Below are 22,399 nucleotides of genomic sequence, written 5' to 3'. Positions count from 1 at the left end.
CAACGGGCTTGCCCGTACCCGTTCCGGGGCCGGTGAGCCCCGGCACCGCGGCCCCAGCCGGGCGGGACCCCCGGCCGGAGGGACGGGAGAACCCGGCCCCGGGACCCGGGCCGGCGGCCCCGCCGCCCTGGACCCTGGAGGTGTCCTGGCAGCTGCCGCGGGCGGGGCAGTGGCGGGTGCGGGCCGCCGGCGTGGGATCCCGGGTCTACCTGCACCTGGCCGTTCCCCCGCAGGCGCTCGCTGCCCTGGCCGCCCGGGGTTGGAGCGACGAGGGCTTGCAACGCCTGCTGCGGCACCTCCTGGCAGCCGCCGGGTTCGACCCCGCCGGGACATCGATCCGCTCGGCGGGACCCGGGAAGCCGTGTGGATAGACTTCGCGCCCCGCCCGGCCGCTGCGCCCGGCCGGAGCGGGGCCCCGGGCGGCACGGCAAGCGGGTCCCGGTCGAGGGGACGCAGCCGGCGGCGACGGAGGGATCGCCGGTGGCGACGGGGCCATCGCAGCCGGGGGGCGGCGGGCATCGCCGGCGGGGGAGCGGCGGGCGGGATGCGGGACATGGTGCATCACCGGTGAGGGGTGGTGGCCCGGGCAAGGCAGCCGCCGGCAAGGCGGGTCTCCCCGCAGCCGCGAGCCGTCGCCGGCGAAAGGGGAAGACCTGTGAAGGGCGGCTGATGCGGAGGGCGTGGCGCCCCATTCGAAAGGACCGGTTCGTAAGGAGTGGCGGCCAGAGGGAGGCCGCCCCTGGGACGCCGGTGGCCCGGGCGGGGCGCCGGCCCGAGGGGGGCGCCCCCTTGCAAGCCGGAGGAAGGTGGGCTACGTTGGGCGCGACTCCGGGTGAGACGCGGCCGCTGCCGCCAGCCATTCCCCAGCCCGGCGGCGCCGGCCGGGGTCCGGCGGATGGAGCATCGCCGCCGCGGGCGGCGGTCGCCTTGCGGTACGATCCGGCCACCGATCCAGCCCCGCGGGTGGTGGCGGCGGGCTTCGGCGCCATGGCGGAGGCCATCCTGCGGCGGGCCCGGGAGGCCGGTGTGGTCCACGTCACCTCGCCGCTGGCGCCGGTCCTGGCCCGCATCCCGCCGGGGCAGGCCGTTCCGCCGGCCCTGTTCGAGGTGGTCGCCGAGATCATGGCCCTGGCCCTGGCCCTGGACGAGCAGATGGCAGCCGGATCGGAGGGGCGGCCAGTGGCGCCAACGCCGCCGGCATCGCCGCCAGCGGAGCCGGGGAGCCCGGGAGCCGGTTCACCCGCCGCCCCGGCCGGGCCGGCAGGCCGGACCCGGCGCGATCCCCAAGGCCGCGGCCTGGCGGCCCGCTGGGGGCTGGACGGGGAGCCGGGTTCCACCCGCGGAGACGCCAGGGAAGCAAGACAGGGGGGCGGAAGGTGATCCAACCGGTGCGCTACGAAGCCGGCGTGGTCCACATCCTCGACCAGCGCCGGCTGCCGGCGGAGGAAGCCTGGCTGGCCTGTTCCTCGGTGGAGGAGGTGGCCCGGGCCATCGAGACCCTGGCCGTCCGCGGGGCGCCGGCCATCGGCATCGCCGCGGCCTACGGCGTGGCGCTGGCCGCCTCCGGTGCCCGGACGGAGGACGGTGGCGCCGGTGGGGTCCCGGCCGGGGACCCCGTCGTCGCGGCCCTGCGCCGCCTGGCGGCCACGCGGCCCACGGCCGTCAACCTCCACTGGGCTCTGGCCCGGATGGAGGACCGGTACCGGCGGCTGCGGGCCGCCGGCGCCCCGGTGCAGGAGGTGGCCGCGGGCCTGGAGGCCGAGGCCCGCGCGATCCAGGCGGAAGACCTGGCCATGTGCCTGCGCATGGCCGAGCACGGCGCCGCCCTCCTGCCGGTGGGGGCCCGGGTGCTAACCCACTGCAACACCGGCGCCCTGGCCACCGGCGGCCACGGCACGGCCCTGGGCGTCATCCGCACCGCGTGGCAAAAGGGACGCCTCCGCCACGTCTGGGTCGACGAGACCCGGCCCGTTCTGCAGGGGGCCCGGCTCACCGCCTGGGAGCTCCGGCAGGAGGGGATCCCCCACACCCTGATCGTCGAGGGGGCAGCCGCCTCCCTGATGCGGTCCGGCCGGGTCGACGCGGTCCTGGTGGGTGCCGACCGCATCGCCGCCAACGGGGATACGGCCAACAAGATCGGCACCTACATGCTGGCGGTGCTGGCCCGCCACCACGGGGTGCCCTTCTACGTGGTGGCGCCGTGGTCCACCGTCGACCCCGGCGTCCCGGCGGGGGACGCCATCCCCATCGAAGAGCGGGATCCCGGCGAGGTCACGGGGTTTGGCGGCGTGCGCTGGGCGCCGGAGGGGACGCCGGTCTTCAACCCGGCCTTCGACGTCACCCCGGCCGAGCTGATCACGGCCATCGTCACCGATCGGGGGGTGCTGCGGCCACCCTACCGCGAGGCCATCGGGGCTCTGGCCGCGGCGGAGGAACCCGGCCCGGCGGCCGCGGGCCGCCCGGCCCAGGACGTGGGCTGTTCGTGATCCGCCGGCCCGGTCGACCCCGCCCGAGGGCGCCTTACCGGCGGCCGGCATCCCCTGCGCCGGAATCCGGGGTAGCCCCGGGCCGAGGCCGGGGGCCGGCGGGGGCGGGACGGGGCGGGGCGGCGGCGGGCGCCACCAGGCCGCTCACCGCCCCCAGCAGGGCCAGCAGGGCGGTCAGCAGGTTCAACCCCATGGAAAGGCCGTGGAGGGCTCCGAAGGACCCGGTCCCCCGGGCCGCGTGGGCCATGGGCAGGACCACCTCCCGGTTGACGACCACCAGGGCCAGGGCAGCCAGCCCGACGGCCAGCCGCCCCCCGGCGCCGGGGGCACCGCCCCGCCCGGTCCCTGCCCGGCGCCCGCGGGATTCCACCAGCGCCGCCACCACGGCGGCCAAGGCGAGGATCTCCCCCAGGCGGAAGTAGCCGGGGAAGAGGGCCGCCACGATGGTCCCGAAGTCCTCCGGGAAGGCCCGGGTCAGGGTCGGGGTCAGGATGCCCGTGTAGTAGCCCATGATGCCGAACCAGGCGGCCATCAGCAGGACGTACAGATTGCGCCAGGCCCGCGGCATGGACGGCCCTCCTCCTTCAAGTACGCACCGGCGGCGCCCTTCGGGGGCGCACGGGGTTTCGGGTGCGGGTGGGGTTCGGGGTGCCCATGGGTTGCTCAGGGGGCGGGATAGGCCACCGCCACCAGCAGGGCGCTGATCAGCGCCAGGGCGAAGGGTCCGCCGGCCCGTCCCTGGGCCCGCCGGCCCGAAGCGACGCTCATGTGGGCCAGCACCGCCGCCGCCAGCATCAACAGGGGGTGACGCCACGTCACGGCGCCGACCCCCACGGTGACCACCAGCCCGATCCCCAGCAGGGCCTGAAGGTCGAACAGGCCGACGGCGATGCCGCCCACCATGCGGGCGGCCGGCAGCTCCCGGCCCGTCAGCCACTGGTATCCCGTCCAGATCACCCGCAACACGGCAAAGGCGAACACGATGGGTCCGAGGAAGCCGTGGACGAAGGACAGCGCCGGCACCGTGGTCCCTCCCTCGCGTCTCCTGCACGATGGTGCTCCCGTGGACAGGCTCGATGCCACCATCGTACCCGGCTTTCAACCGGGGAGGAACCGGTCCACGACCCGATGAAAGGATGGAGGGACACGACGCCGAGGGCGGAGGCCAAGGCCGCGGTCCAAGACCCGCGCCCTCGGTCGGACCCGTCGGCGACCGAGGGGAGGCGCGAACATGGCGCACTGGGCGGGGCGGGACGGAACCGGCGCGGAGCCGGCCGGTTCGCCCGCAGGAGGCAGGGACGGGAGGGGGCCGGGCGGCGATGTCGAGGCGATTCGGGCCTTCTTCGGTCAGCACGCGGAAGCGTACCGCCGGAGCCAGGGACACCGCTCCGGGGCGGACCTCCACGCCCTGGTGGACGCCCTGAATCCCCAGCCGCACCAAAGCCTGCTGGACGTGGCCACCGCCACGGGCCACACGGCCCTGGCCTTTGCGCCGCGGGTGAAGGCGGTGACGGGCGTCGACCTCACCCCCGCCATGGCTGAGGCCTTTGCCCGGGAGGCGGCCGAGCGGGGGGTGACCAACGCCCGGTTCGTGGTGGGCGACGTCCACGCCTTGCCCTTCCGCGAGGGGTCGTTCGAGCTGGTGACCTGCCGCCGGGCGGCCCACCACTTCCGGGACGTGCCGGCGGCCCTGGCGGAGATGGTGCGGGTGCTCACCCCGGGCGGCCGCCTGGGCATCGTCGACATGACGCCGCCGGCCCACCCCGGCGGGGCGGCCCTCTTCAACGATCTGGAACGGATCCGGGACGCCTCCCACGCCTGGGCCCACACCCCAGGCCGGTGGGCCGCCATGGTGGAGGAGGCGGGGCTTGATCTGGAGCGGCTCGAGGTCCTCACGGACCCCATGCCCCTGGCCGTGTGGCTGGCTCCGGTCCCCCTGGAGGCGGAGATCCTGGCCCGGCTCCGGGCTCGCTGGGAACGGGACGAACCGGCCGTCCGGCACCAGGTGGTGCGGGAGGAAGCCGGCGGCTGGGTCTTCCTCAAGCGCCGGGTCCTCCTGGTGGCGCGCAAGCCCTAGGTGGCGCGGTGCTCCTGGAAACCCGGCACGGATACGCGACGGGGCCGGTCGGGGGTCACCGACCGGCCCCGGGGTGGGGCTGGACCCATGGGGCACCGGGGCTGGGTTCGTCCGCGACCGCCTGCGCCCCGCGCCATCCGTCCGACGAGGTCAATACATGGACTGAACCTCGATGCGGCCCTCGTCGTCGTAGATGTAGAGGGCCCCTTCCTTCTCGTCCCGGGTCCGCTTGTGGGATCCGTCGCAGAAGGGCTTGTTCTTCGAGAGGCCGCAGGCGCAGATCCAGATGCTCTTCTCGGACCCCTCCGGCCGCACCTCATAGGGCCGATTCCGGTCGTGGCGCACCAGCCGGCTCACCGGTCGATCCCTCCCGTTGGATCGTGATGGCATCCTCTTCCCAGTGTCGACCGCCCGGAAGGGCGCGTCAACGCCTGCCATCGACCGGGCCGGCGGGCGCCAAGGGGGTGAGCCGGCGCGGCCGGGCCGGTCAGGCGGGGTGGATCGACGCCGGGTTGTCACCCTGGCCACGGCGGGCGATGATCGCCCGCACCACCTCGTCCTCCACCGCCTGGTTGACGGCCCGCAGGCGCCGGGGGATGAAGAAGGCATCGATGAGGGCCCAGAATCCCAAGCCACCGAGGGTCAAGGTCATCAGGATGCCTTGCCAGACCGGTCCCAGGTAGTAGCGGTGGCCGCCCAGGCCGCCGAGGAAGAGCCACAACAGCCAGGCCACCACCGCCGACTTCTGCCGGCGCTCGATCTCCAGCCGGGCCAGCTGCAGCTCCCGGTCGGAGAGGTCGTAAAGATCGGCCACGGTCTCCCTCCTTCCCGCCACCCCGTATGCGCGGGGGTCACCCCGTCCCGCGGGACATGGCAGGACGCTGGCCTCGCCGCGCCGGGGACGGTCGGGCCGCGGGCGCCCCCACCTGGCCGCCCGGCGCTGCCGGGAGGCCTCTGCCGCCCGCCCCCGGCCGGCCCCTGGCGGGCCGGACGGCCCGCGGCCGGTCGCCGCGGTTCCTCGCGGTGGCACGAAACCTACGTATTCGGCGCCATGGGCGCTCCTCCTGCACACCGGCGCCCTGCAGACCGGCGCCGGGGCCCAGGGCGCAAGGGATACCCACCGGGCTGGGCGTGCAGGTTAGGGCCGGAGGTGACGCCATGACCACCGACTGGGCCCTCTTGCGGGACTTGACCGAGGCCCCCGGCGTCTCGGGGTACGAGGCGCCGGTGCGGGAGGTGCTGACCCGCTATCTGAGCCCCCTGGTCCCGCGGCTGGGGACCGACAACCTGGGCTCCCTGATCGCCGAACGGCCCGGCGCCGCCGCCCGCCCGCGGGTGATGCTGGCGGCCCACCTGGACGAGATCGGCTTCATGGTGAGCCACGTCGACGACGGCGGCTTCATCCGCTTCCAGCCCATCGGCGGCTGGTGGAGCCAGGTGATGCTGGCCCAGCGGGTCCGGATCTACACCGCCCGCGGTCCCGTCACCGGGATCATCGGCGCCAAGCCGCCCCACATCCTCCCGCCGGAAGAACGCAGCCGCCCCGTGGACATGCGGGACATGTTCATCGACGTGGGCGCCACCAGCCGCCAGGAGGCAGAGGCCCTGGGGATCCGGCCGGGGGATCCGGTGGTCCCGGCCAGCCCCTTCGAGCCCCTTGGGCCGCCGGGGGCCTTCCTGGCCAAGGCCTGGGACAACCGGGCCGGGTGCGTGGTGCTGGTGGAGGTGGTGCGCCGCCTGGCGGCGCTGCCCCATCCGAACACGGTTTACGCCGTCGCCACCGTCCAGGAGGAGGTCGGCCTGCGCGGTGCGACCACCAGCGTCCGGGCGGTGGCGCCCGACGTGGCGCTGGTCATCGACACGACGGTGGCCACGGACACGCCCGGGATCGACCGCAGCCGCCTGCCGGCCTCCTGCCGCATGGGGGGCGGACCGGCCATCTCCCTCTATGACGCCAGCATGATCCCCCACCTACGGCTGCGGGACCTGGTGATCGACACCGCCCGCCAGCATGGCATCCCCATCCAGTTCGACGTGATGCCCGGCGGCGGCACCGACGCCGGCAAGATCCACACGGCGTCCACGGGCGTGCCGACCCTGTCCATCGGGATCCCGGTGCGGTACATCCACAGCCACGGCTCGATCCTGCAGCTGTCGGACCTGGAACACGCCGCCCGGCTGATCGTGGCGGTGATCCAGCGCCTCGACGGGGCGACCGTCGAAGCCTTGAAGGCGATGGCCCCGGCGTACCCGCCGCCGGTCGCCGTCCCCGCGGCCATGCCGGCGGTGGCAGGGCTGCCGGGAGGCTTCGGCGGGGCAGCCGTTCCGGCCGTGGAAGCCCGCGACGGCCGCGGCTGACGGCGACCGTCCCAGGGCCGGACGGGCCCTCCCCGGCGCCGCCGCCCCCCGGCCCCGGCCCCAGTGGCGGCCCAGGAGGGCCCGCTTGGCCGCGGGCGGCCGGACGAGGCCCCACCGGCCCGGCCGTACCTGGACGAAGCGCCGCGGGCGCCGCCCGCCGTCCTGGCCCCTGGGGCTGCCCGGGCACCAGGGTGAAACCAGGAAATGGAATCCTTGCCCCCGCGGGGGAGGAGCCCTAGCCCTGAACGCCGAACCTTGCCGGTGATACGGGACAAGCCCGGCCGGGCGCCTTGACACGCCCGACGGCGCCGGCAGGCCGTCGGCGGGCCCGGCGCGGGGCTGGTTCCACCGACGGGGGAGGGATGGTCATGCGGCGGCGCGAGGGCCTGCGGCGGAGGATGCCGGTGCTACTGGTGACACTGGCCCTGGTGGTCCTGGCGGGGTGTGGTGGCGGCGGGCCGAGCCCGGCAGGCAGCGGCGGCGGGAGCGCGGGCGGCGCCCAGGGCGGCCAAATCCGGATCGCCACGGGCGGCACGGGCGGCGTCTACTACATCTACGGCGGCGCCATGGCCGACGTGTTGAGCAAGCACCTGCCGGGCGTCAATGCGGTGGCGGAGGTGACGTCGGCCTCCGTCGACAACATCCTGCTTCTGGCCACCGGACAGGCGGAGATGGCCTTCAGCCTGGCCGACACGGCCTACCTGGCGGTCCAGGGGCAGGACCCCTTCGACGGGCCGCAGCCGGTGAAGGCGCTGGCGGTCCTCTACAACAACTACAACCACCTGGTCACCCGGGCCGATTCGGGCATCCGCACCCTGGCGGACCTGAAGGGCAAGCGGGTGTCCACCGGCGCCGCGGGCAGCGGCACCGAGGTGACGGCCCTGCGCATCCTGGAGGCCGCGGGGCTCGATCCGGACAAGGATGTGCAGCGGGAGTTCCTGGGCGTGCAGGAATCGGCCGACGCCCTGCGCGACGGGCGGATCGACGCCTTCTTCTGGTCGGGCGGCTACCCCACCGGCGCCGTCAGCGACCTGGCCAACACGCCGGGGCTCGACATCTACCTGGTCCCCATGGGGGACGTGGTGGACGACCTGGTCCAGAAGTACGGGGCCGTCTACGTCGAGGACAGCTTCCCGGCCGGCGCCTACAGCGGCGACGTCAAGGAGGACACCCCGACGGTCGCCGTCCCCAACTACCTGCTGGTCCCCGCCAGCATGGACGAGCAGCGGGCCTACGACATCCTCAAGACCTTGTTCGAGCACAAGGCGGAGCTGGTCGCCGTGCATCCCGAGGCCGAGAAGCTGACGCTGGAGAACGCCGTGACGGGCCAGGTGGTGGAGTACCATCCGGGGGCCATCCGGTACTACCAGGAGCAAGGCGCCTGGAACCGCTGAGGCGTGATGCGGGGAACCGCTGAGGGGCGACGCTCGCCTGGAACCGCAGAGGGGCGACTCCCGCGGGCCCGGCGGGCGGCCCCCCGCGGCGGGTGCGGGGCCGCCGGGCGCCGGTGGGGGGCGGCCTTCGGGACCGCGGGCCTGGTGGCCGTCTTCCTGGGCCTCGCGCTGGCGGGCGCAGGGCCCGGGGCCGGTCGGACCGGGGGTGTTCCGACCGGCGGTGTTCCGGGTGCGGCCCGATGGCCGGGCCCCGGCCTCGCCGTCTGGGGGCCGGGAGGCCCCTCCCAACCCGGGCCGGAGACCCTGGCACTGGTCGTCCGCACGGCCTCGGGCAGGCCGGTCGCCGCCTGGGCGGTGGAACCCGGCCGCGAGGTGCAACTGGAGTACCTCCACTCCCTGTTCCACGTGCCCGTGCGGGAGCGCCTCCGGGTCACACCGGCCGGGTTCGTCCCCATGGCGGTGGAGGCGCCGTCGCCGGACATCGCCTGGTACTACGGCGGGGGACCGGAGGGGCGCTGGCAGCTCGAGCGGCTGGCGGCGCCCCCCCGGCTAGCCTGCGGCGGTTTCGGCTGGAGCGGGGGCCCGGACGGGGCGTGGTACCGGCTGGCCGCTCTAGGGCTGCAACCGGCCGGGGTGCCGGTTTCATCCCTGCGGATCCGGGCGACACCGACGGGGAAACGGTCCCTGGTCGTCGCCGGGCGGTGCTGGCCTTTGCTCGAACTGGTGGGCGTCAACGGGGAAGCCGTGTTGACCGTCAGCCCCGGCGCCGGGGACGAGGAAGGTCGCCGCTCCCGCTTCCCTGAGCGCCCTTGAGCCCTTCCCGGCCGCGGGTGTACCCGGGGGCGCCGGGACCGGGCGGGGGCGGGATCGGGGGAAGGGTGGACGGAGAGCGCCGGGCGATATGGAGGGGGGACCAGGGTGAAGCCATCGGCCGGTGTCGGAACCCAGGGCGAAGGCCACTCCACCGTGGAGGGGGGGATCGACCCGGGCCGCCTCGAGGACGTGGACGAGCTGGTCGAGCGGTTCGAAGGGGCGACCCGGCGGCCGTCCCGGCCGTGGGCCCTGTTGATCCGCGGCCTGGCGGTGGCCATGGCCATCTACCACATCTGGGCGACCTTCGCCTACATCCCGTCCCATCCCATGCGGGCCATCCACCTGGGCTTCGGCCTGGTGCTGATCTTGCTGCTGTATCCGGCCACGGCCCGGCAGGACCGCCGGCGGATCCCCTGGAGCGACGTGCTGCTGGCCGCCCTGGCGGCGGCGTCCATGGCTTACCTGGTCGTCTACTACCGGGAGGTGGCCTACCGGATCATCCGGCCCGAGCTGCCGGACCTGGTGCTGGGGACGGTGGCCCTGCTGCTGGTGCTGGAGGCCGCCCGCCGCACCACGGGCTGGGTCCTGCCGCTGCTGGCGGTGGCCTTCCTGGCCTACGGCTTCCTCGGCCCCTACTTCCCCGGCATGTGGGGCCACGGCGGCTACAGCTTCTCCCGGCTGGTCGGCCAGATGTACCTGTCCCTGGAAGGCATCTTCGGGGTGCCCCTGGGCGTGTCGGCGACCTTCATCATCCTCTTCACCCTCTACGGGGCCCTGCTGGACGCTTCGGGGGCGGGGCGGTTCTTCGTCGACCTGTCGCTCGCCCTGGTCGGCCGGCACCGGGCCGGGCCCGGCCGGGCGGTCACCGCCGCCTCCTTCCTGCTGGGGGGCCCGTCGGGCAGCGGCGTGGCGACGGCCGTCACCCTGGGGGCGATCACCTGGCCCCTGCTGCGCCGGGCCGGCTACAGCCCGGAGCGGGCCGGGGCCTTGCTGTCGGCCGGCGGCATCGGGGCCGTGATCTCGCCGCCCATCCTGGGGGCGGCCTCCTTCATCATCGCGGAGATCCTGCAGGTCTCCTACCTGGACGTGATCCGCTGGGCCGTGGTCCCCACGGTCCTCTACTACCTCTGCATCCTCTTGATGATCGAGCTGGATACGGTGGGCGGCCGGGTGCAACCGGTGACGGCGACGGCACCGCCGGTGGGCCGGCTCCTGCGGCAGTACGGGTTCCACCTGACGTCCCTGGTCGCCATCGTGGTGTTCCTCTTGGCCGGTTACACCGCGGCCTACGCGGTCCTCTGGTCGATGGCCCTGGCCGTCGCCGTGTCCTTCCTGCGCCGGGACACGGCCCTGACACCGCGGAAGCTGGTCGAGGCGCTGGATCGCGGGGCCCGCTCGGCCCTCTCGGTGGTGGCGACGACGGCCGTGGCCGGCATCATCGTCGGCGTGCTGAACCTGACCGGCCTGGGGCTCAAGTTCTCGTCCCTGGTCCTGGCCCTCTCGGGCGGCCAGCTGGTGCCGACCCTGATCCTGTCCGCCCTGGTGCTGCTGCTCCTGGGCCTGGCGCTGCCCATCACGGCCTCCTACATCGTCGCCGCCGTGACGGTGGCCCCAGCCCTGGTCCAGGTGGGGGTGCCCGAACCGGCCGCCCACATGTTCACGTTCTACTACGCCGTCCTGTCGGAGGTATCGCCGCCCACGGCCCTGTCGTGCTTCGCTGTCTCGGCCATCACCGGCGGCAACCCCTTCCGCACCATGTGGCTGACGTGGCGGTACGCCCTGCCGGCCTTCCTGGTGCCGTTCCTCTTCACCCTGAGCCCCACGGGGATGAACCTGCTCCTGGACGGGCCGTGGTTCGGCGTGCTGCGGGCGACCCTGACGGCCATCGCCGGCCTGGCGGCCCTGGTGGCCGGCATCGCCGGCTGGGTGCGGGGGCCGGCCCGGTGGCCCGAGCGGGTGCTGCTCGCCCTCGGGGGCCTGGCCTTGATGTACCCGGGACCCCAGGGCGACCTGACCGGCCTGGTGCTGGCGGCGGCGGGCCTGGGCCTGCACCTGGCGGCGCGCCGGACCGCGGCCCCGGCCGCTGGCGCGTGATGGGACGCTCCCCTCAAGGCTGGGCCGGGGGCGGGCCGGAGGGGAGGGCGGGGTCGTACCCCGGAGCGGGCCCTTCGTCCCGGACGTAGAAGCAGGGAGCCAGGTACCGCAGGCCCGTCCCCGTCACCCCGTAGAGGCTCTCGCTGCCGCCGATGAACAGGATCCCGCCGGGGCGCAGGCTGGCGGCCAGGGACGTCCAGACGCGGCGCTTGACCTCTTCGGTGAAGTAGATCACCACGTTGCGGCAGAGGATCAGGTCCCAGCCGCCCGGGTAGGGATCGGCGATCAGGTCGTGGCGGGCGAACCGCACCCGGTGCCGGATCTCCGGCTTGAGGACCCAGCCGCCGCCTTCGGGGCGGAAGTACCGCTGCCGCCAGGGCGCGGGCACCCCGCGGACCTCGAGGGGTTCGAACCAGCCTTGCCGCGCCCTTTCCAGGGCCGCGGCGTCGATGTCGGTGCCCACCAGCTCGTGGTGCCCGGCCGGATCCAGCTCCTCCAGCAGGATGGCCACGGAGTAGATCTCTGCCCCGACGGAGCAGCCGGCGCTCCAGATCCGGAGCGGGGAGCGCCGGCGCAGCAGCTCGGGCAGGAAGCGGTGGCGCAGCAGGTCGAACCGGTCCGGGTTGCGGAAGAACTCGGACACGTTGATCGTCAGGAAGTTCTCGAAGGCCTGGGCCAGGGCCGGATCCTCCCGCAGGCGGGCCGCCAGGTGGGCGTTGTCCGCCAGGCCGTGGCGCTCGCGGAAGAACCGGAGCCGCCGCTCTAGCTGCTGGGAGCGATAGGCCTCCAGCTGCAGCCCCAGGGTCTGGTGGACCGCGGCCGCCAGCACGGCGAACTGGGCGTCGCCAGCCGGGCCGGTGGCGGCCGGTTCCTCCCTTGGCGGGAAGCTTGGCGATCCTGGCATCGACCAACAATCCCTTCCTTCGAGCGGTGTGGGCCTGTCAACCCTTGACGCCGCCACCCAGCGCCTCCACCAGCCAGCGGGCCAGGTCCTCCGGCGGGCCCGATCGCTCGGCGATGCCCAGGGCGGCCGTCGCCCCGGGCATGCCCGCCACCACGCAGCTGCCGGGGTCCTGCACCCACACCCGGGCGCCCAGCCGGTGCAGGCGCTGGGCGCCCTTGGCCCCGTCGGCGCCCATGCCGGTGAGGACCAGGACGATGGCCCGCCGGGCCAGTTCCTCCGGGACCGAGGCGAAGGTGACGTCGGCTGCCGGGCGGACGCCGTGCAGCGGCGGGCCCTGGTCCAGGCGCAGGACACCCCCGGCCGTCACCACCAGGTGGTGGTCACCGGGCGCCACCCAGGCGCTCCCATCCCTGAGGCGGGCCCCGTCCCACGCTTCGGCCACCGCAAGGCCGGAGACCTCGTCCAGGTGCTGGGCCAGGGCCCGGGTGAAGGTCGGGGGCATGTGCTGGACGATGACCACGGCTGCCGGCAGGTCGCCGGGCAGGGCGCCCAGCAGCCGGTAGAGGGCGCCGGGCCCGCCGGTGGACGATGCCACCAGCACCAGGTGGGTGAGGGCCCGGGGACCGCCCGGGACGTCGTGGCCGGAGCCGGGGCCGGTGACGGGACCAGGGCCGGAAATGGCTTTCGGCCCGGTCTCAGGACCGGGGCGCGAACGGGCGGCGCCCCCGGCGGGGCCGCGGCCCCGGGTTTGGGGGTGGGGGATGGCCGCCGCCGCCTTGACCTTGGCGACCAGCTCGGCCCCCACCCGATCCAGGTCCAGGGAGACCGCCCCGGAGGGCTTGGCGACGAAGTCCACGGCCCCCAGGGCCAGGGCCCGCACGGTCGCCTGGGCGCCCTGCTGGGTCAAGCTGGAGACCATGACCACCGGACAGGGGTGGACCGCCAGGATCTGCGGCAGGGCGGCCAGGCCGTCCAACCGGGGCATCTCCACGTCCAGGGTGATCACGTCGGGCCGGAGCAACCCCGCCCGGGCGACGGCCTCCAGCCCGTCCCGGGCCGTGCCCACCACCTGCACCGCAGGATCGCTCTCCAGGATGCGGGTGATCACCCGCCGCATGAAGGCGGAATCGTCCACCACCAGCACGCGGATCGGGCGGCCGCTTCCCACCGCCATCACCCGCTCCCCCGGCTGCCGGCGCCGGACCGGGGGGTGGAACCGGCCCCCATCGCCGCCAGCTCGCCGACCAGGGCGGGCGTGTCCAGGATCAGGGCCAGCCGCCCGTCCCCCAGGATGGTGGCCCCGCTCAAGCCACGGGTTCCGGCCAAGAGCTCGCCCAGCCCCTTGACCACCACCTCCTGCTCGCCCAGCAGCCCGTCGACCACCAGGCCGATGGGCTGTCCCTGGTGCTCGACCAGCACCGCCACCAGGGGTTCCGTTGGGCGGGCAGGCCGGAAGCGGGGGTCGCCGAACTGGCGCAGCCAGAGCAGGGGGACCACCTGACCCCGCACCGTGGTGACCCAGCGGCCTTGCACGGAGCGGAGCTCGGCCGGTTCGACCCGTACGGCCTCGCCCACATCGGCCAGGGGCAGGGCGTAGAGGAACTCGTCGACCCGGACCAGCAGGGTGCGCAGGGTCGCCAGGGTCAGGGGCAGCACCAGGGTGAAGGCGGTGCCCTGGCCGAGGCGGCTCTCCACCTCCACCCGGCCCCCCGCCTGCTCCAGGCGCTGGCGCACCACGTCGAGGCCCACACCCCGGCCCGAGACGCCGGTGACCCGGGCGGCGGTGCTGAAACCGGGGAGGAACATGAGGTCGTACGCCTCCCGGTCGCTGAGGGCCGCCGCCCGGTCGGGGGTGAGCAGACCCTTGTCCACCGCCGCCCGGCGCAGGCGCTGGGGATCCAGGCCCCGGCCGTCGTCCTCGACCCGGATCAGCACGTGGTGACCTTCCCGGGCCGCCACCAGCCGGACCCGGCCGGTGGGCGGCTTGCCGGCCCGCTGCCGCTCGGCGGGGGGCTCGATGCCGTGGTCCAGGGCGTTGCGCACCAGGTGGAGCAGCGGGTCCGCCACCACCTCATGGAGGGTGCGGTCGAGCTCGGTGTCCTCCCCGGCCAGTTCCAGCTCGACCTCCTTGCCCAGCATCAGGGCCAGGTCCCGGACCAGGCGGGGGAACCGCCGGAAGATCCGGGCCACGGGCAGCATCCGCGCCTGGAGGACGGCGTCCTGCAAGGCGCCGGTGATGCGGGCGATCTGGCCGTTGACGCGGAAGAGCTCGTCGGCCAGGTCGTGGACGGCGGGCCGCCGCCCCAGCTCCAGCCCCAATTGCCCCAGCCGGCCCCGTTCCACCACCAGCTCGCCCACCAGGTTGAGCAACCGGTCGAGCAGGGCCACGTCCACCCGGATGGTGCGGTCGTCGCTGGCGGGTGGGGCGGTCCGGCCAGCCCCTGGTGCGGTGGGGAGCGGCTCTCCCGCGGAGGGCGAGCGGCCGGGGACCGGGGCCGCCGCCGCGGTGGTGGAACCGGCGGCCGCGGGGGCACCGGCCAGAGCAGCCGCCTGCGATGGCGATCCGCCGGCGGGGACCTCCCCGCTGGCGGTGCCGGCCACGGGAGGTTCGGCCGCCCCCCGATCCCGCTGGGTGGAACCGGCCGCTGCCCCACCCGGAGGGGCCGGGGCGGCCGCCGGCACCGCGCCGGCCGGTGCCGGGGCCGCCCCGGCCGGCCCGGCGGGCCCGGCCGGTTCCTGGCGAGGGCCCGCTGCCGGCCGTACCCGCACCGCGCGAACGTCGGGCACGGCGGCAGCGGCCTGCTCCAAGGCGGGGGCAGCGGCGCTGCCGTCCACCCACACCCGCACCGTGGGGCCGGACCAGGTGGCCTCCAGGCCCTCCCGGGAGGGCTCCGACGCCAGCACCGGGGCCCGTTCCTCCACGGCCAGGAGGACCTGTAGGGCCCGCACCGCGGGCATCAGGCAGCCCGGCTCCAGCTCCGCCTCGATGAGCCAGCAGGCGGGAGGATCGCCGGCGCCGGCGGCTGGGCTGGCTGCCGCCTCGGCCGCCGGCGCCCCCGCCGCCTCAGCCACCCCGGCCCCCGGCTCCTCCGCAGCCCCGTCCTGCGCCCCGGCCGGCCAACGGCCCACCGGGACGCCGCCGGGCCCGCTTGAAGCCAGGGTGGCCGCCAGGTCCTCGGGCAGGGGCGGCGGGGCCTCCCCCGCGGCGACGGCCGCCAGGGTGGCCCGCAGGTGATCGACCCCCGCCAGCATCCGGGAGATCTCGCCCGGGTTCGGGGCCCCGTCGCCGCGGCGCCAGGCGTCCAGCCGGTTCTCCATGGCATGGGTCAGGGCGGCCATGGCGTCCAGGCCCACGGTGGCCGCCGAACCCTTCAGGGTGTGGGCGGCCCGGAAGACGGCGTGCACCGTGTCCGGCCCCGCCCGGCCGGCCTCCAGCTCCAGCAGGCCGGCCTCCAGCTGGTCCAGGAGCTCGCCGCCTTCGGCCAAAAAGAGCTGGCGCTCCTCCTCGCTCAACTCCAGCCAGGGATCGGGGCTCACGGGGTCCTCCCTCCGTGCGGGGCCGGCCCGGGTTCGGCCGCGGCAACGTCATCGCCCGCGGGCCCGGCCGAGACGGCCCCGGCGGTCTCAGGGGCCCCGGCGGCGGCCGCCGTCTCCCCCGGTGACTGCACCCCCCCTGGGTCCCCGGGTCCCTCCGGCTCCGCCGCCGCGGCCGCTCCCGGGATCGCCTGGACGGCCTGCCACTCGGCCGGCGCCAGAACCTGCTGGGGCTGCAGGACCAGGATCAGCCGGTCGCCGTGGCGGGCGATCCCCTCGATGAAGCTGGCGTCCACGGCCAGGACCTCCGCCGGTGGCTCGATGGTGCCGCCCGGCAGGCGAATGACCTCGGAGACGGCGTCCACCACCAGCCCCACCACCGTGGCGCCCAGCTCCACCACCACGATGCGGGTGCTGCGCTCCCGTTCCCCCTGGGCGAGGCCCAGGCGGCGGCGCAGGTCCAGGACGGGGATGATGTGGCCGCGCAGGTTGATGATCCCTTCGACGAAGGGCGGGGTGCGGGGGACCCGGGTCGGCGGCTGCCAGGTGATGATCTCCCGCACGCAGCCAACGTCGAGGCCGTAGTCCTCCCCGGCCAGGCGGAAGAGGACCAGCACCCGGTTCTCCCGGGCGCCCGCCTCCGGCCGGCGGGCGGTCTCAGCGGCCATCGCCCTCGCCTCCCGCGGCGGCCAGGGCCGGGGTGGGCTCCCACCGGGCCCGCTCCGCCTCCGGGCCGCCGGATGCCAGCTTGAAGCGGCTGATCTGCTGCTCCAGCCGGGTCGCCACCTGGCTGAGGTCCGCGGCCGAACGGGCCACGCGACCGGCCGCCGCCTTCAGCTGGTCGACCGCGGCCGAAACCTGCTCGGCGGCCGCCGCGTTCTCCTGGGCCACGGCGGCCACCCGCTCCACCGACTTGCCCGCCTGGGTGGCGCCGGCGGCCATCTCCTCGGTGGCGGCGGTGTTCTCCTCCGTGACGGCCGCCACGGCGTCGAAGGCCCGCACCACCTGTTCCGTGCTGGTCCGCAGGTCGGCGGCGGTGGAGGCGATGGCGCGCACGTCGTCCACCACCCCCTGCACCGCGTCCAGCACCGCCCGCAGGGCCTCGCCCGTCTGGCCCGCCATGACGCCGCCCCGTTCCACCTGGTCGGTGGCGGTCACCATGGCCTGGACGACGGCGGCGGTGCCCGACTGGATGCGGTCGATCAGGCCGGTGATCTCCCGGGCGGAGACGGCCGACCGCTCGGCCAGCTTGCGGACCTCGTCGGCCACCACGGCGAAGCCCCGGCCGTGCTCCCCGGCCCGGGCCGCCTCGATGGCGGCGTTCAGGGCCAGCAGGTTCGTCTGCTCGGCGATGCCGGAGATCACCTGGGTGATCTCGCCGATCTGGGACGACAGCTGCTCCAGGCTGCGCAGCCGCTCGGCCGATTCCTCCACGGCCCGGCGGATGTTGCCCATGACGTCCAGGGTCTGGCGCACCACCTCCGCCCCCTGGTCCGCCGTGCCGCCCGCCTGTTCCGCCCGTTCCCGGGCCCGGGTGGCGGTGCCGGCCACCGTCTCCACCGCCCGGTTCATCTGGTCCAGCAGGTGGGAGGTGGCCTGGATCTCGCCCGCCGTCTGCTGGGCACCGGTGGCGATCTGCTCCGTGGTCTGGCGCAGCTGCTCGACGGCCTGCCGCATCTCGTCGGAAGCCTGGGCCTGCTCGGTCACGCCGGCCGCCACCTGGCCGACGGCCTGGGCCGCCTCGGCGGCGCCCTGGGCCGATTGCTCGGCGGCGGCGCTGAGGTCGCGGGCGGCGACCAGGACCGCCCGGCTCGAAGCCTGCACGGCCTGGAGGACCTCCTGCAGGCTGCGCAGCATGTCGTTGAAGGCCTGGGCCATGTCGCCGATCTCATCCCGGCTGCGCACGGTGAGGAAGGGCACCGTCAGGTCGCCATCGGCCACCCGCCGGGCCGTCTGGGCGACCCGGCGCAGCGCCCGGGTCAGGGCGCGGGTCAGGGTGTAGGCGATGACCAGGCCGGCCACCAGGGCGGCGGCGGCCGGCCCGAGGATCAGCAGCCGCGCCCGCCTCTCGGCGGCCCGTTCCTCCTCCAGGATCGCCTGGTGGCGGGCCTGGCGGTTCTCGACCAGCCGGTCCACGGCGGCATCCAGCTGGGCCTGGGGGTCCCGGACCCGGGTCAAGGCCTGCTGGACGTCGCTGGGGGTGGTGGGGCGCATGGCCAGGACCGGGGCAACCGCCTGCTGGAAGCTGTTGGCCGCCGTGCCGACGGCGTCGACGGCCTCCTGGGTGGCGGCCTGGGTGGCCAGGTTGCGCAGCTCCGCCAGCACCTGGGACATGGCGGTGGCGGCCTCCTGGGAGGCGTTGCGGTAGGCGGGATCGCCGGTCAGGAGGAACCCGCGCACCGCCGAGGCCTGTTCCTCCGCCAGGGCCCGGACCTGGGCGGCCAGGGTCAGGGTCCGGCCGATGCGGTCGACCTCGCCCGTGATGGCGACCATCTGCTGGATCGCCGTGATGCCGGTGTAGGCGACGAAGGCCAGAAGCAGCAGCATGACGCCAAAGGCCGACCACAGCTTGGCACCGACGCCTAGACGAAATCCCTTCACGTCGCCGGCCTCCTTTTCCCTCCGCGTTGCCCTTTGGCCCGTTGCGGTCGGGGCCGGTTCATCCGGCCAGGGCGCGGTCCACGGCGCCCAGGACCCGGTCGGGCTGGAAGGGCTTGACGATGAAGTCCCGGGCCCCGCTCTGGATCGCCTTGAGCACGATGGATTGCTGGCCCAGGGAACTGCACACGACGATGCGGGCCTGGGGGTCGATGCCCCGGATCGCCTCGATGGCGGCCAGGCCGTCCATCACCGGCATGGTGATGTCCAGCAGGACCAGATCGGGCCGCTGCTGGCGGTACTGCTCGACGGCCTCGGCCCCGTTGGTCGCTTCCAGGACCGTGTGGCCCGCCTCGGTCAGCAGGTTGGAGAGGCGCATGCGCATGAACGCCGCGTCGTCGGCAACCAGGATCCTTGCCACGGCAGTGCCTCCTCCGTCAGGCGCGGGCCGGCTGGCCGGCGGGCCGCAGGGCCACGGCCAGCTGCACCTCGCCCAGGGGGGTCTCGAGGGGAACGATCAACCGCTGGATGCCGCCGTTGGAGATGATGGCGCCGCGCCCGATGATCACCGTGGGGGGCGAGATGGTGCACTGCCACCCCTCTTGCTCGAACAGGATCGAGGCGCGCCCGGAGACCACGTTGCCGAACTCGGCGAAGGCGCTCTCGGCCATCTCGTCGAAGACGGGCGGCAACACGCCGGTCACCGCCTCCACCATGCGGCGGGCCGTGGTCTTGGTGGTGCCGAACATGGCCGTGCCCTCGATCTCGCCGGTCAGGCCGATGATGGCCGTGACCTCCTGGGTCGTGTAGTAGCTGGTCTCGATGCGCAGCTCGCCCCGCTCCACCCGGTCGACGCCGAAGTCCGCCTTGAGCACCTCGACGGCAGCGGCCAGGAAGGGCCGGATGTACTCCACTCGCACGCCGTCTCACCTCCCCCCGCCGGCGGGCGCCGGGGCGCCCGCCGGGGCGACCGGCCAGGCCACCGCCCAGGCGGTGATCTGCCGGGTTCGTTCGTCCAACAGGTCGATCTCCTGCCCCGCCCCCACCGCGCCGGCACCCGGTTGCCAGCGGGCGGGCAACAGGCGGACCCGGGGGCGCAGCCGCCGGGCGCCGGCACAGTCGACGACCACGCCCCAGAGGCCGCCGTCCAGCTGGACCAGGGTCCCGGGCGGGTAGGGAAACAGCAAAGCGGCCAGTTCCTCCACCACGTCGGGCCCCCACAGCCCGCCGCCTTCCGCCAGCAACCACTCGTAGGCCTCGTGGGGCAGCCAGCCGGCCCGGTGGGCGCAGCCCGAGACGGCCAGGGTGTAGGCCGTCACCGCCGCCAGCCGGCGGGCCGCCGGGTGGAAGGCGTCGCCCCGCAAGCCGTCGGGATAGCCGGCGCCGTCCAGCTGTTCGTGGTGCTGGGCCACCAGGGCGCGGACCAGGCCCCCCAGATCCACGCCGGCCAGCCACTGGAGGCTCAGGGTGACGTGGGACCGAGCGGCCCGGTGGATGGACCCCCGGCCCGTGGGGCCGCCGCCGGCGAGGCCGCCGGCCGGGCCGCCGCCGGCCGGGCCGCCGCCGGCAGGGCTGCCGGTCCCCTCATTCCCCGTCCCGGCTCCGTCCAGCCCGCCCAGCCCGTCCAGGGCCGCCACCGGATGGCAGGCCGGGGCCACCTCGGCCACCCGCCAGAGCCCCACGTCCTGGAGGAACGCGGCCAGGACGAAGTCCCGGGCCTGGAGGACGTAGGGGCCGGAGAGGGCGAGAAGCCCGGCCAGGACCGCCCGGTTTAGGACGCCGGCGACCCAATCGCCCATGGCGTCCCCCGGGGCCGGGTAGGGCAGCGGTGCGCCGGCCTCGGCGGCCGGGGCGGGACCCGCGGGCCCGGGCCCCCTGAGCCCCACCGGCCGGGCGCCCGCAGAACGGCCCAGCGCCTCCAGTTCCTCGACGATCCGGCCGGCCAGGTTCAGCAGGTCCTGGCGCAGGGCGGGGGGAAGCCGGGGCGTGCCGTCGTGGGCGGCGGCGGCCAGGCGGGTCAGGATGGCACCGGCCCGGAGGGCGGTGTCGGGCTGGAGGGGCTCGCAGGGGGTGATCCCGGCCAGGGCCGGTTCCTCCAGCCAGACGTACCGGATGCCGAAGGAGGCCAGGCGCGGCAACACCGAATCATTTAGGGGATGGCCCTCCCGCAGCACCGGCTGCCCCGTGGGGGCGTAGAGGGGCCGCGCCAGGACGGCGCCCGGGGCGACGGCGTCCACGGCGACGCGAAGCATGGCGTTCCTCCCCCCTGGGTGGCGACGGGTGGCTCCCAGGCCGCGAAGATTGTCGAAAGGGCGGTTTCGAACCCTTTTGGCAGGGGCCGGCCGCGCCACGCCCGGAAAGTCATGGATCCCTGATAGGGCTTGTGTCCTCCTTATCGGATGGGGCCAGAGGCCCGTTTAGGCGGCGAGGGCACCGGCGCGGCGGCCGCAGGGGGTGCGGGGATGAACCAGGAGGCGGCGAACCAGCAGGCGGCCCGGTGGGTGGCGGCCCTGCGGGACCTGGTGGGGCCGGAACGGGTGCGCACCGGCCCGTCGGAGCGGGCCGAGCACGGCCGCGATCTGACGGTCCACCCGCCCCGGGATCCCGACGTGGTGGTCTATCCCGAGCACACCGGCCACGTGGCGGCCGTGCTGCGCTGGGCGGCGGGCGCCGGCGTGCCCGTGGTGCCCTTCGGCGCGGGGAGCAGCCTGGAGGGCCACGTGATCCCGGTGCAGGGCGGCATCAGCCTCGACCTGGCCCGGATGGACGGGGTGCGCGCGCTGGACCCCGTTGCCCGCATCGTGGTGGTGGAACCCGGCCTGCGGCGGTCCCGCCTGAACGCCTACCTGGGCCGGGAGGGCCTGTTCTTCCCGGTGGACCCGGGGGCCGACGCGACCCTGGGCGGCATGGCCGCCACCAACGCCAGCGGGACCAACGCCCTGCGCTACGGGGCGATGAAGCATCAGGTGCTGGGGCTGGAGGTGGTGCTGGCCGGCGGCTGGGTGCTGCACACCGGCGTGCTGGCGCGCGGGCTGGGGGATGCTGGCCGTAGTCCGGGAGGAACGGGCGAAGACGGCGCGGGCGCCAGCCTGGAGGCGGGGGTGCCGCTGCCCCGGGCGGTGGCCGGTTGGGATCCGACGCCCTTGTTCGTGGGGTCCGAGGGCACCCTGGGCGTGATCACGGCCCTGGCGCTGCGGGTCTACCCCTTGCCGGAGGCGGTGGTGGCCGCCCGGGTGGTCTTCCCCAGCGTGGAGGCCGCGGCCCAGGCGGCGGTGGAGGTGGCCCGCCGGTGCCCCTCGGCCACGCGCATCGAGCTCCTGGACGAGCGGACCCTGGCGGCGGTCAACGCCTTCCGGGGGACGGGCTATCCCGAGCAGCCGACCCTGTTCCTCGAATGGTCGGGAAGCGAGGCCGCCGTCGAGGCCGAGGCGCGCGCGGCGGAGGCCGCCTGCGCGGCGGCGGGCGGGGCCGGGTTCGTCCTGGAACGGGACCCGGCGGGCCGGGAGCGGCTCTGGGACGCCCGCCACCACGCGGGGCTGGCCGTGACGGCGCTGGCGCCCGGGCGGAAGAAGCTGAGCACCGACGTGTGCGTGCCCCTGTCCCATCTGCCCGCGGCCATCCGCCACGCCCGGCGGACCATGGAGGCGCTGGGCTTTGCCGCCGGGATCGTGGCCCATGCCGGCGACGGCAACTTCCACGTGCTGTTTGCGGTCGACCCCGCGGACCAGGACGAGCTGCGGCGCGCGCGGCAGGCCAGCGCGGCCATCGTTCGCGACGCGCTGGCGCGCGGCGGCACGTGCACCGGGGAGCACGGCGTCGGCCTCGGCAAGCGCGAATATCTATTGGAAGAACACGGCCCCGCGGCCGTGGGCCTCATGGCCCAGCTGAAGGCCTTGCTCGACCCTTGGGGGATCCTCAACCCCGGCAAGGTCCTGCCCGACGGGTACGCGCCGGCGGTGGGGCAGGGTGGGGCGCAGCCGCCCGGCGGGCTGTGAGGACGCCCGCGGGGAACGGCGAACGGACTGCCTTACGGTTTGGTAGGTGGGGTGAGGGAACAGCGAAGGGACTGCCTAAAGTCCCGGTAGGTGCTGATGGCGGAACAGCGAAGGGAGCGGTGGGGAGCGGTTTGACGGTGGGGCCG

At 75.2% G+C, this 22,399-nt stretch carries 21 protein-coding genes; 9 read left to right on the top strand and 12 right to left on the bottom strand.

Annotated features, from left to right (window positions below; translation table 11 throughout):
• Positions 1-32: 32 nt before the first annotated feature.
• From ACYQ02_RS09130 to mtnA, 3 genes are all read left to right on the top strand, one after another.
• A complete protein-coding gene (locus tag ACYQ02_RS09130; protein WP_460040133.1) occupies positions 33-371 on the top strand; it encodes a hypothetical protein in 339 nt (112 codons plus the stop codon).
• A gap of 556 nt (positions 372-927) precedes the next feature.
• Positions 928-1,380 (top strand): EscU/YscU/HrcU family type III secretion system export apparatus switch protein, encoded by a 453-nt coding sequence (locus ACYQ02_RS09125; RefSeq protein ID WP_460040132.1) that lies wholly within the window; start codon positions 928-930, stop codon positions 1,378-1,380.
• Entirely contained in the window at positions 1,377-2,486 is a 1,110-nt protein-coding gene (gene mtnA / locus ACYQ02_RS09120; RefSeq protein ID WP_460040131.1) for an S-methyl-5-thioribose-1-phosphate isomerase, read from the top strand. The genes ACYQ02_RS09125 and mtnA overlap by 4 nt, the downstream gene beginning before the upstream one ends.
• Before the next feature lie 34 nt (positions 2,487-2,520).
• On the opposite strand, the gene ACYQ02_RS09115 is transcribed toward mtnA, so the two are convergent.
• Positions 2,521-3,054, bottom strand: a complete 534-nt coding sequence (locus tag ACYQ02_RS09115; RefSeq protein ID WP_460040130.1) for a DUF4149 domain-containing protein — start codon at positions 3,052-3,054, stop codon at positions 2,521-2,523.
• A gap of 95 nt (positions 3,055-3,149) precedes the next feature.
• Complete coding sequence (locus ACYQ02_RS09110; protein WP_460040129.1) at positions 3,150-3,509, bottom strand: hypothetical protein; 360 nt, start codon at positions 3,507-3,509, stop codon at positions 3,150-3,152.
• A gap of 208 nt (positions 3,510-3,717) precedes the next feature.
• On the opposite strand from ACYQ02_RS09110, the gene ACYQ02_RS09105 reads away from it, so the two are divergent.
• On the top strand, positions 3,718-4,563 hold the full coding sequence (locus ACYQ02_RS09105; protein WP_460040128.1) for a class I SAM-dependent methyltransferase: 846 nt from the start codon (positions 3,718-3,720) through the stop codon (positions 4,561-4,563).
• Between the two features lie 150 nt (positions 4,564-4,713).
• On the opposite strand, the gene ACYQ02_RS09100 is transcribed toward ACYQ02_RS09105, so the two are convergent.
• Both ACYQ02_RS09100 and ACYQ02_RS09095 read right to left on the bottom strand, forming a co-directional pair.
• Positions 4,714-4,920, bottom strand: coding sequence for a CDGSH iron-sulfur domain-containing protein (locus ACYQ02_RS09100; protein ID WP_460040127.1), 207 nt, complete (start codon positions 4,918-4,920; stop codon positions 4,714-4,716).
• Between the two features lie 130 nt (positions 4,921-5,050).
• Positions 5,051-5,377, bottom strand: a complete 327-nt coding sequence (locus ACYQ02_RS09095) for a TM2 domain-containing protein (RefSeq protein ID WP_460040126.1) — start codon at positions 5,375-5,377, stop codon at positions 5,051-5,053.
• Between the two features lie 344 nt (positions 5,378-5,721).
• On the opposite strand from ACYQ02_RS09095, the gene ACYQ02_RS09090 reads away from it, so the two are divergent.
• From ACYQ02_RS09090 to ACYQ02_RS09075, 4 genes are all read left to right on the top strand, one after another.
• Entirely contained in the window at positions 5,722-6,921 is a 1,200-nt protein-coding gene (locus tag ACYQ02_RS09090; RefSeq protein ID WP_460040125.1) for a M42 family metallopeptidase, read from the top strand.
• A 368-nt stretch (positions 6,922-7,289) separates the two neighbouring features.
• The gene (locus ACYQ02_RS09085; RefSeq protein WP_460040124.1) at positions 7,290-8,315 is read left to right on the top strand and encodes a TAXI family TRAP transporter solute-binding subunit; all 1,026 of its coding nucleotides are present in this window, start codon (positions 7,290-7,292) and stop codon (positions 8,313-8,315) included.
• Positions 8,316-8,687: 372 nt separating this feature from the next.
• On the top strand, positions 8,688-9,128 hold the full coding sequence (locus tag ACYQ02_RS09080; RefSeq protein WP_460040123.1) for a hypothetical protein: 441 nt from the start codon (positions 8,688-8,690) through the stop codon (positions 9,126-9,128).
• A 105-nt stretch (positions 9,129-9,233) separates the two neighbouring features.
• Positions 9,234-11,222 carry a TRAP transporter permease gene (locus ACYQ02_RS09075; RefSeq protein WP_460040122.1) on the top strand — a complete coding sequence of 663 codons (1,989 nt, stop codon included), beginning with the start codon at positions 9,234-9,236 and terminating at the stop codon, positions 11,220-11,222.
• A 13-nt stretch (positions 11,223-11,235) separates the two neighbouring features.
• On the opposite strand, the gene ACYQ02_RS09070 is transcribed toward ACYQ02_RS09075, so the two are convergent.
• The 8 genes from ACYQ02_RS09070 to ACYQ02_RS09035 are packed head-to-tail and all read right to left on the bottom strand — an operon-like array spanning position 11,236 to position 20,510.
• On the bottom strand, positions 11,236-12,126 hold the full coding sequence (locus ACYQ02_RS09070) for a CheR family methyltransferase (RefSeq protein WP_460040121.1): 891 nt from the start codon (positions 12,124-12,126) through the stop codon (positions 11,236-11,238).
• A 37-nt stretch (positions 12,127-12,163) separates the two neighbouring features.
• A complete protein-coding gene (locus ACYQ02_RS09065; protein WP_460040120.1) occupies positions 12,164-13,300 on the bottom strand; it encodes a protein-glutamate methylesterase/protein-glutamine glutaminase in 1,137 nt (378 codons plus the stop codon).
• Positions 13,300-15,663: a chemotaxis protein CheW gene (locus tag ACYQ02_RS09060; protein WP_460040119.1), complete on the bottom strand. Its 2,364-nt coding sequence runs from the start codon at positions 15,661-15,663 to the stop codon at positions 13,300-13,302. Before ACYQ02_RS09060 ends, ACYQ02_RS09065 begins: the two co-directional genes overlap by 1 nt.
• Complete coding sequence (locus tag ACYQ02_RS09055) at positions 15,660-16,328, bottom strand: chemotaxis protein CheW (RefSeq protein WP_460040118.1); 669 nt, start codon at positions 16,326-16,328, stop codon at positions 15,660-15,662. The genes ACYQ02_RS09060 and ACYQ02_RS09055 overlap by 4 nt, the downstream gene beginning before the upstream one ends.
• Positions 16,318-18,261 carry a methyl-accepting chemotaxis protein gene (locus ACYQ02_RS09050; protein ID WP_460040117.1) on the bottom strand — a complete coding sequence of 648 codons (1,944 nt, stop codon included), beginning with the start codon at positions 18,259-18,261 and terminating at the stop codon, positions 16,318-16,320. The genes ACYQ02_RS09055 and ACYQ02_RS09050 overlap by 11 nt, the downstream gene beginning before the upstream one ends.
• 58 nt (positions 18,262-18,319) lie before the next feature.
• Positions 18,320-18,679, bottom strand: a complete 360-nt coding sequence (locus ACYQ02_RS09045) for a response regulator (RefSeq protein ID WP_460040116.1) — start codon at positions 18,677-18,679, stop codon at positions 18,320-18,322.
• A gap of 16 nt (positions 18,680-18,695) precedes the next feature.
• A complete protein-coding gene (locus tag ACYQ02_RS09040; RefSeq protein ID WP_460040115.1) occupies positions 18,696-19,178 on the bottom strand; it encodes a chemotaxis protein CheX in 483 nt (160 codons plus the stop codon).
• A 6-nt stretch (positions 19,179-19,184) separates the two neighbouring features.
• A complete protein-coding gene (locus ACYQ02_RS09035) occupies positions 19,185-20,510 on the bottom strand; it encodes an HD-GYP domain-containing protein (protein ID WP_460040114.1) in 1,326 nt (441 codons plus the stop codon).
• Positions 20,511-20,720: 210 nt separating this feature from the next.
• On the opposite strand from ACYQ02_RS09035, the gene ACYQ02_RS09030 reads away from it, so the two are divergent.
• A complete protein-coding gene (locus ACYQ02_RS09030; protein ID WP_460040113.1) occupies positions 20,721-22,253 on the top strand; it encodes an FAD-binding oxidoreductase in 1,533 nt (510 codons plus the stop codon).
• Positions 22,254-22,399 lie beyond the last annotated feature (146 nt).

The organism is Thermaerobacter litoralis, assembly GCF_054654595.1.
Note: the sequence above shows the minus strand (reverse complement) of the source record. Positions and strands in the feature narration are given on the sequence as shown.

Coding starts and splice junctions, on each gene's coding strand:
- ACYQ02_RS09115 (WP_460040130.1), bottom strand. CDS start 3,054: ATGCCGCGGGCCTGGCGCAATCTGTACGTCCTGCTGATGGCCGCCTGG.
- ACYQ02_RS09105 (WP_460040128.1), top strand. CDS start 3,718: ATGGCGCACTGGGCGGGGCGGGACGGAACCGGCGCGGAGCCGGCCGGT.
- ACYQ02_RS09090 (WP_460040125.1), top strand. CDS start 5,722: ATGACCACCGACTGGGCCCTCTTGCGGGACTTGACCGAGGCCCCCGGC.
- ACYQ02_RS09085 (WP_460040124.1), top strand. CDS start 7,290: ATGCGGCGGCGCGAGGGCCTGCGGCGGAGGATGCCGGTGCTACTGGTG.
- ACYQ02_RS09070 (WP_460040121.1), bottom strand. CDS start 12,126: ATGCCAGGATCGCCAAGCTTCCCGCCAAGGGAGGAACCGGCCGCCACC.
- ACYQ02_RS09065 (WP_460040120.1), bottom strand. CDS start 13,300: ATGGCGGTGGGAAGCGGCCGCCCGATCCGCGTGCTGGTGGTGGACGAT.
- ACYQ02_RS09055 (WP_460040118.1), bottom strand. CDS start 16,328: ATGGCCGCTGAGACCGCCCGCCGGCCGGAGGCGGGCGCCCGGGAGAAC.
- ACYQ02_RS09035 (WP_460040114.1), bottom strand. CDS start 20,510: ATGCTTCGCGTCGCCGTGGACGCCGTCGCCCCGGGCGCCGTCCTGGCG.
- ACYQ02_RS09030 (WP_460040113.1), top strand. CDS start 20,721: ATGAACCAGGAGGCGGCGAACCAGCAGGCGGCCCGGTGGGTGGCGGCC.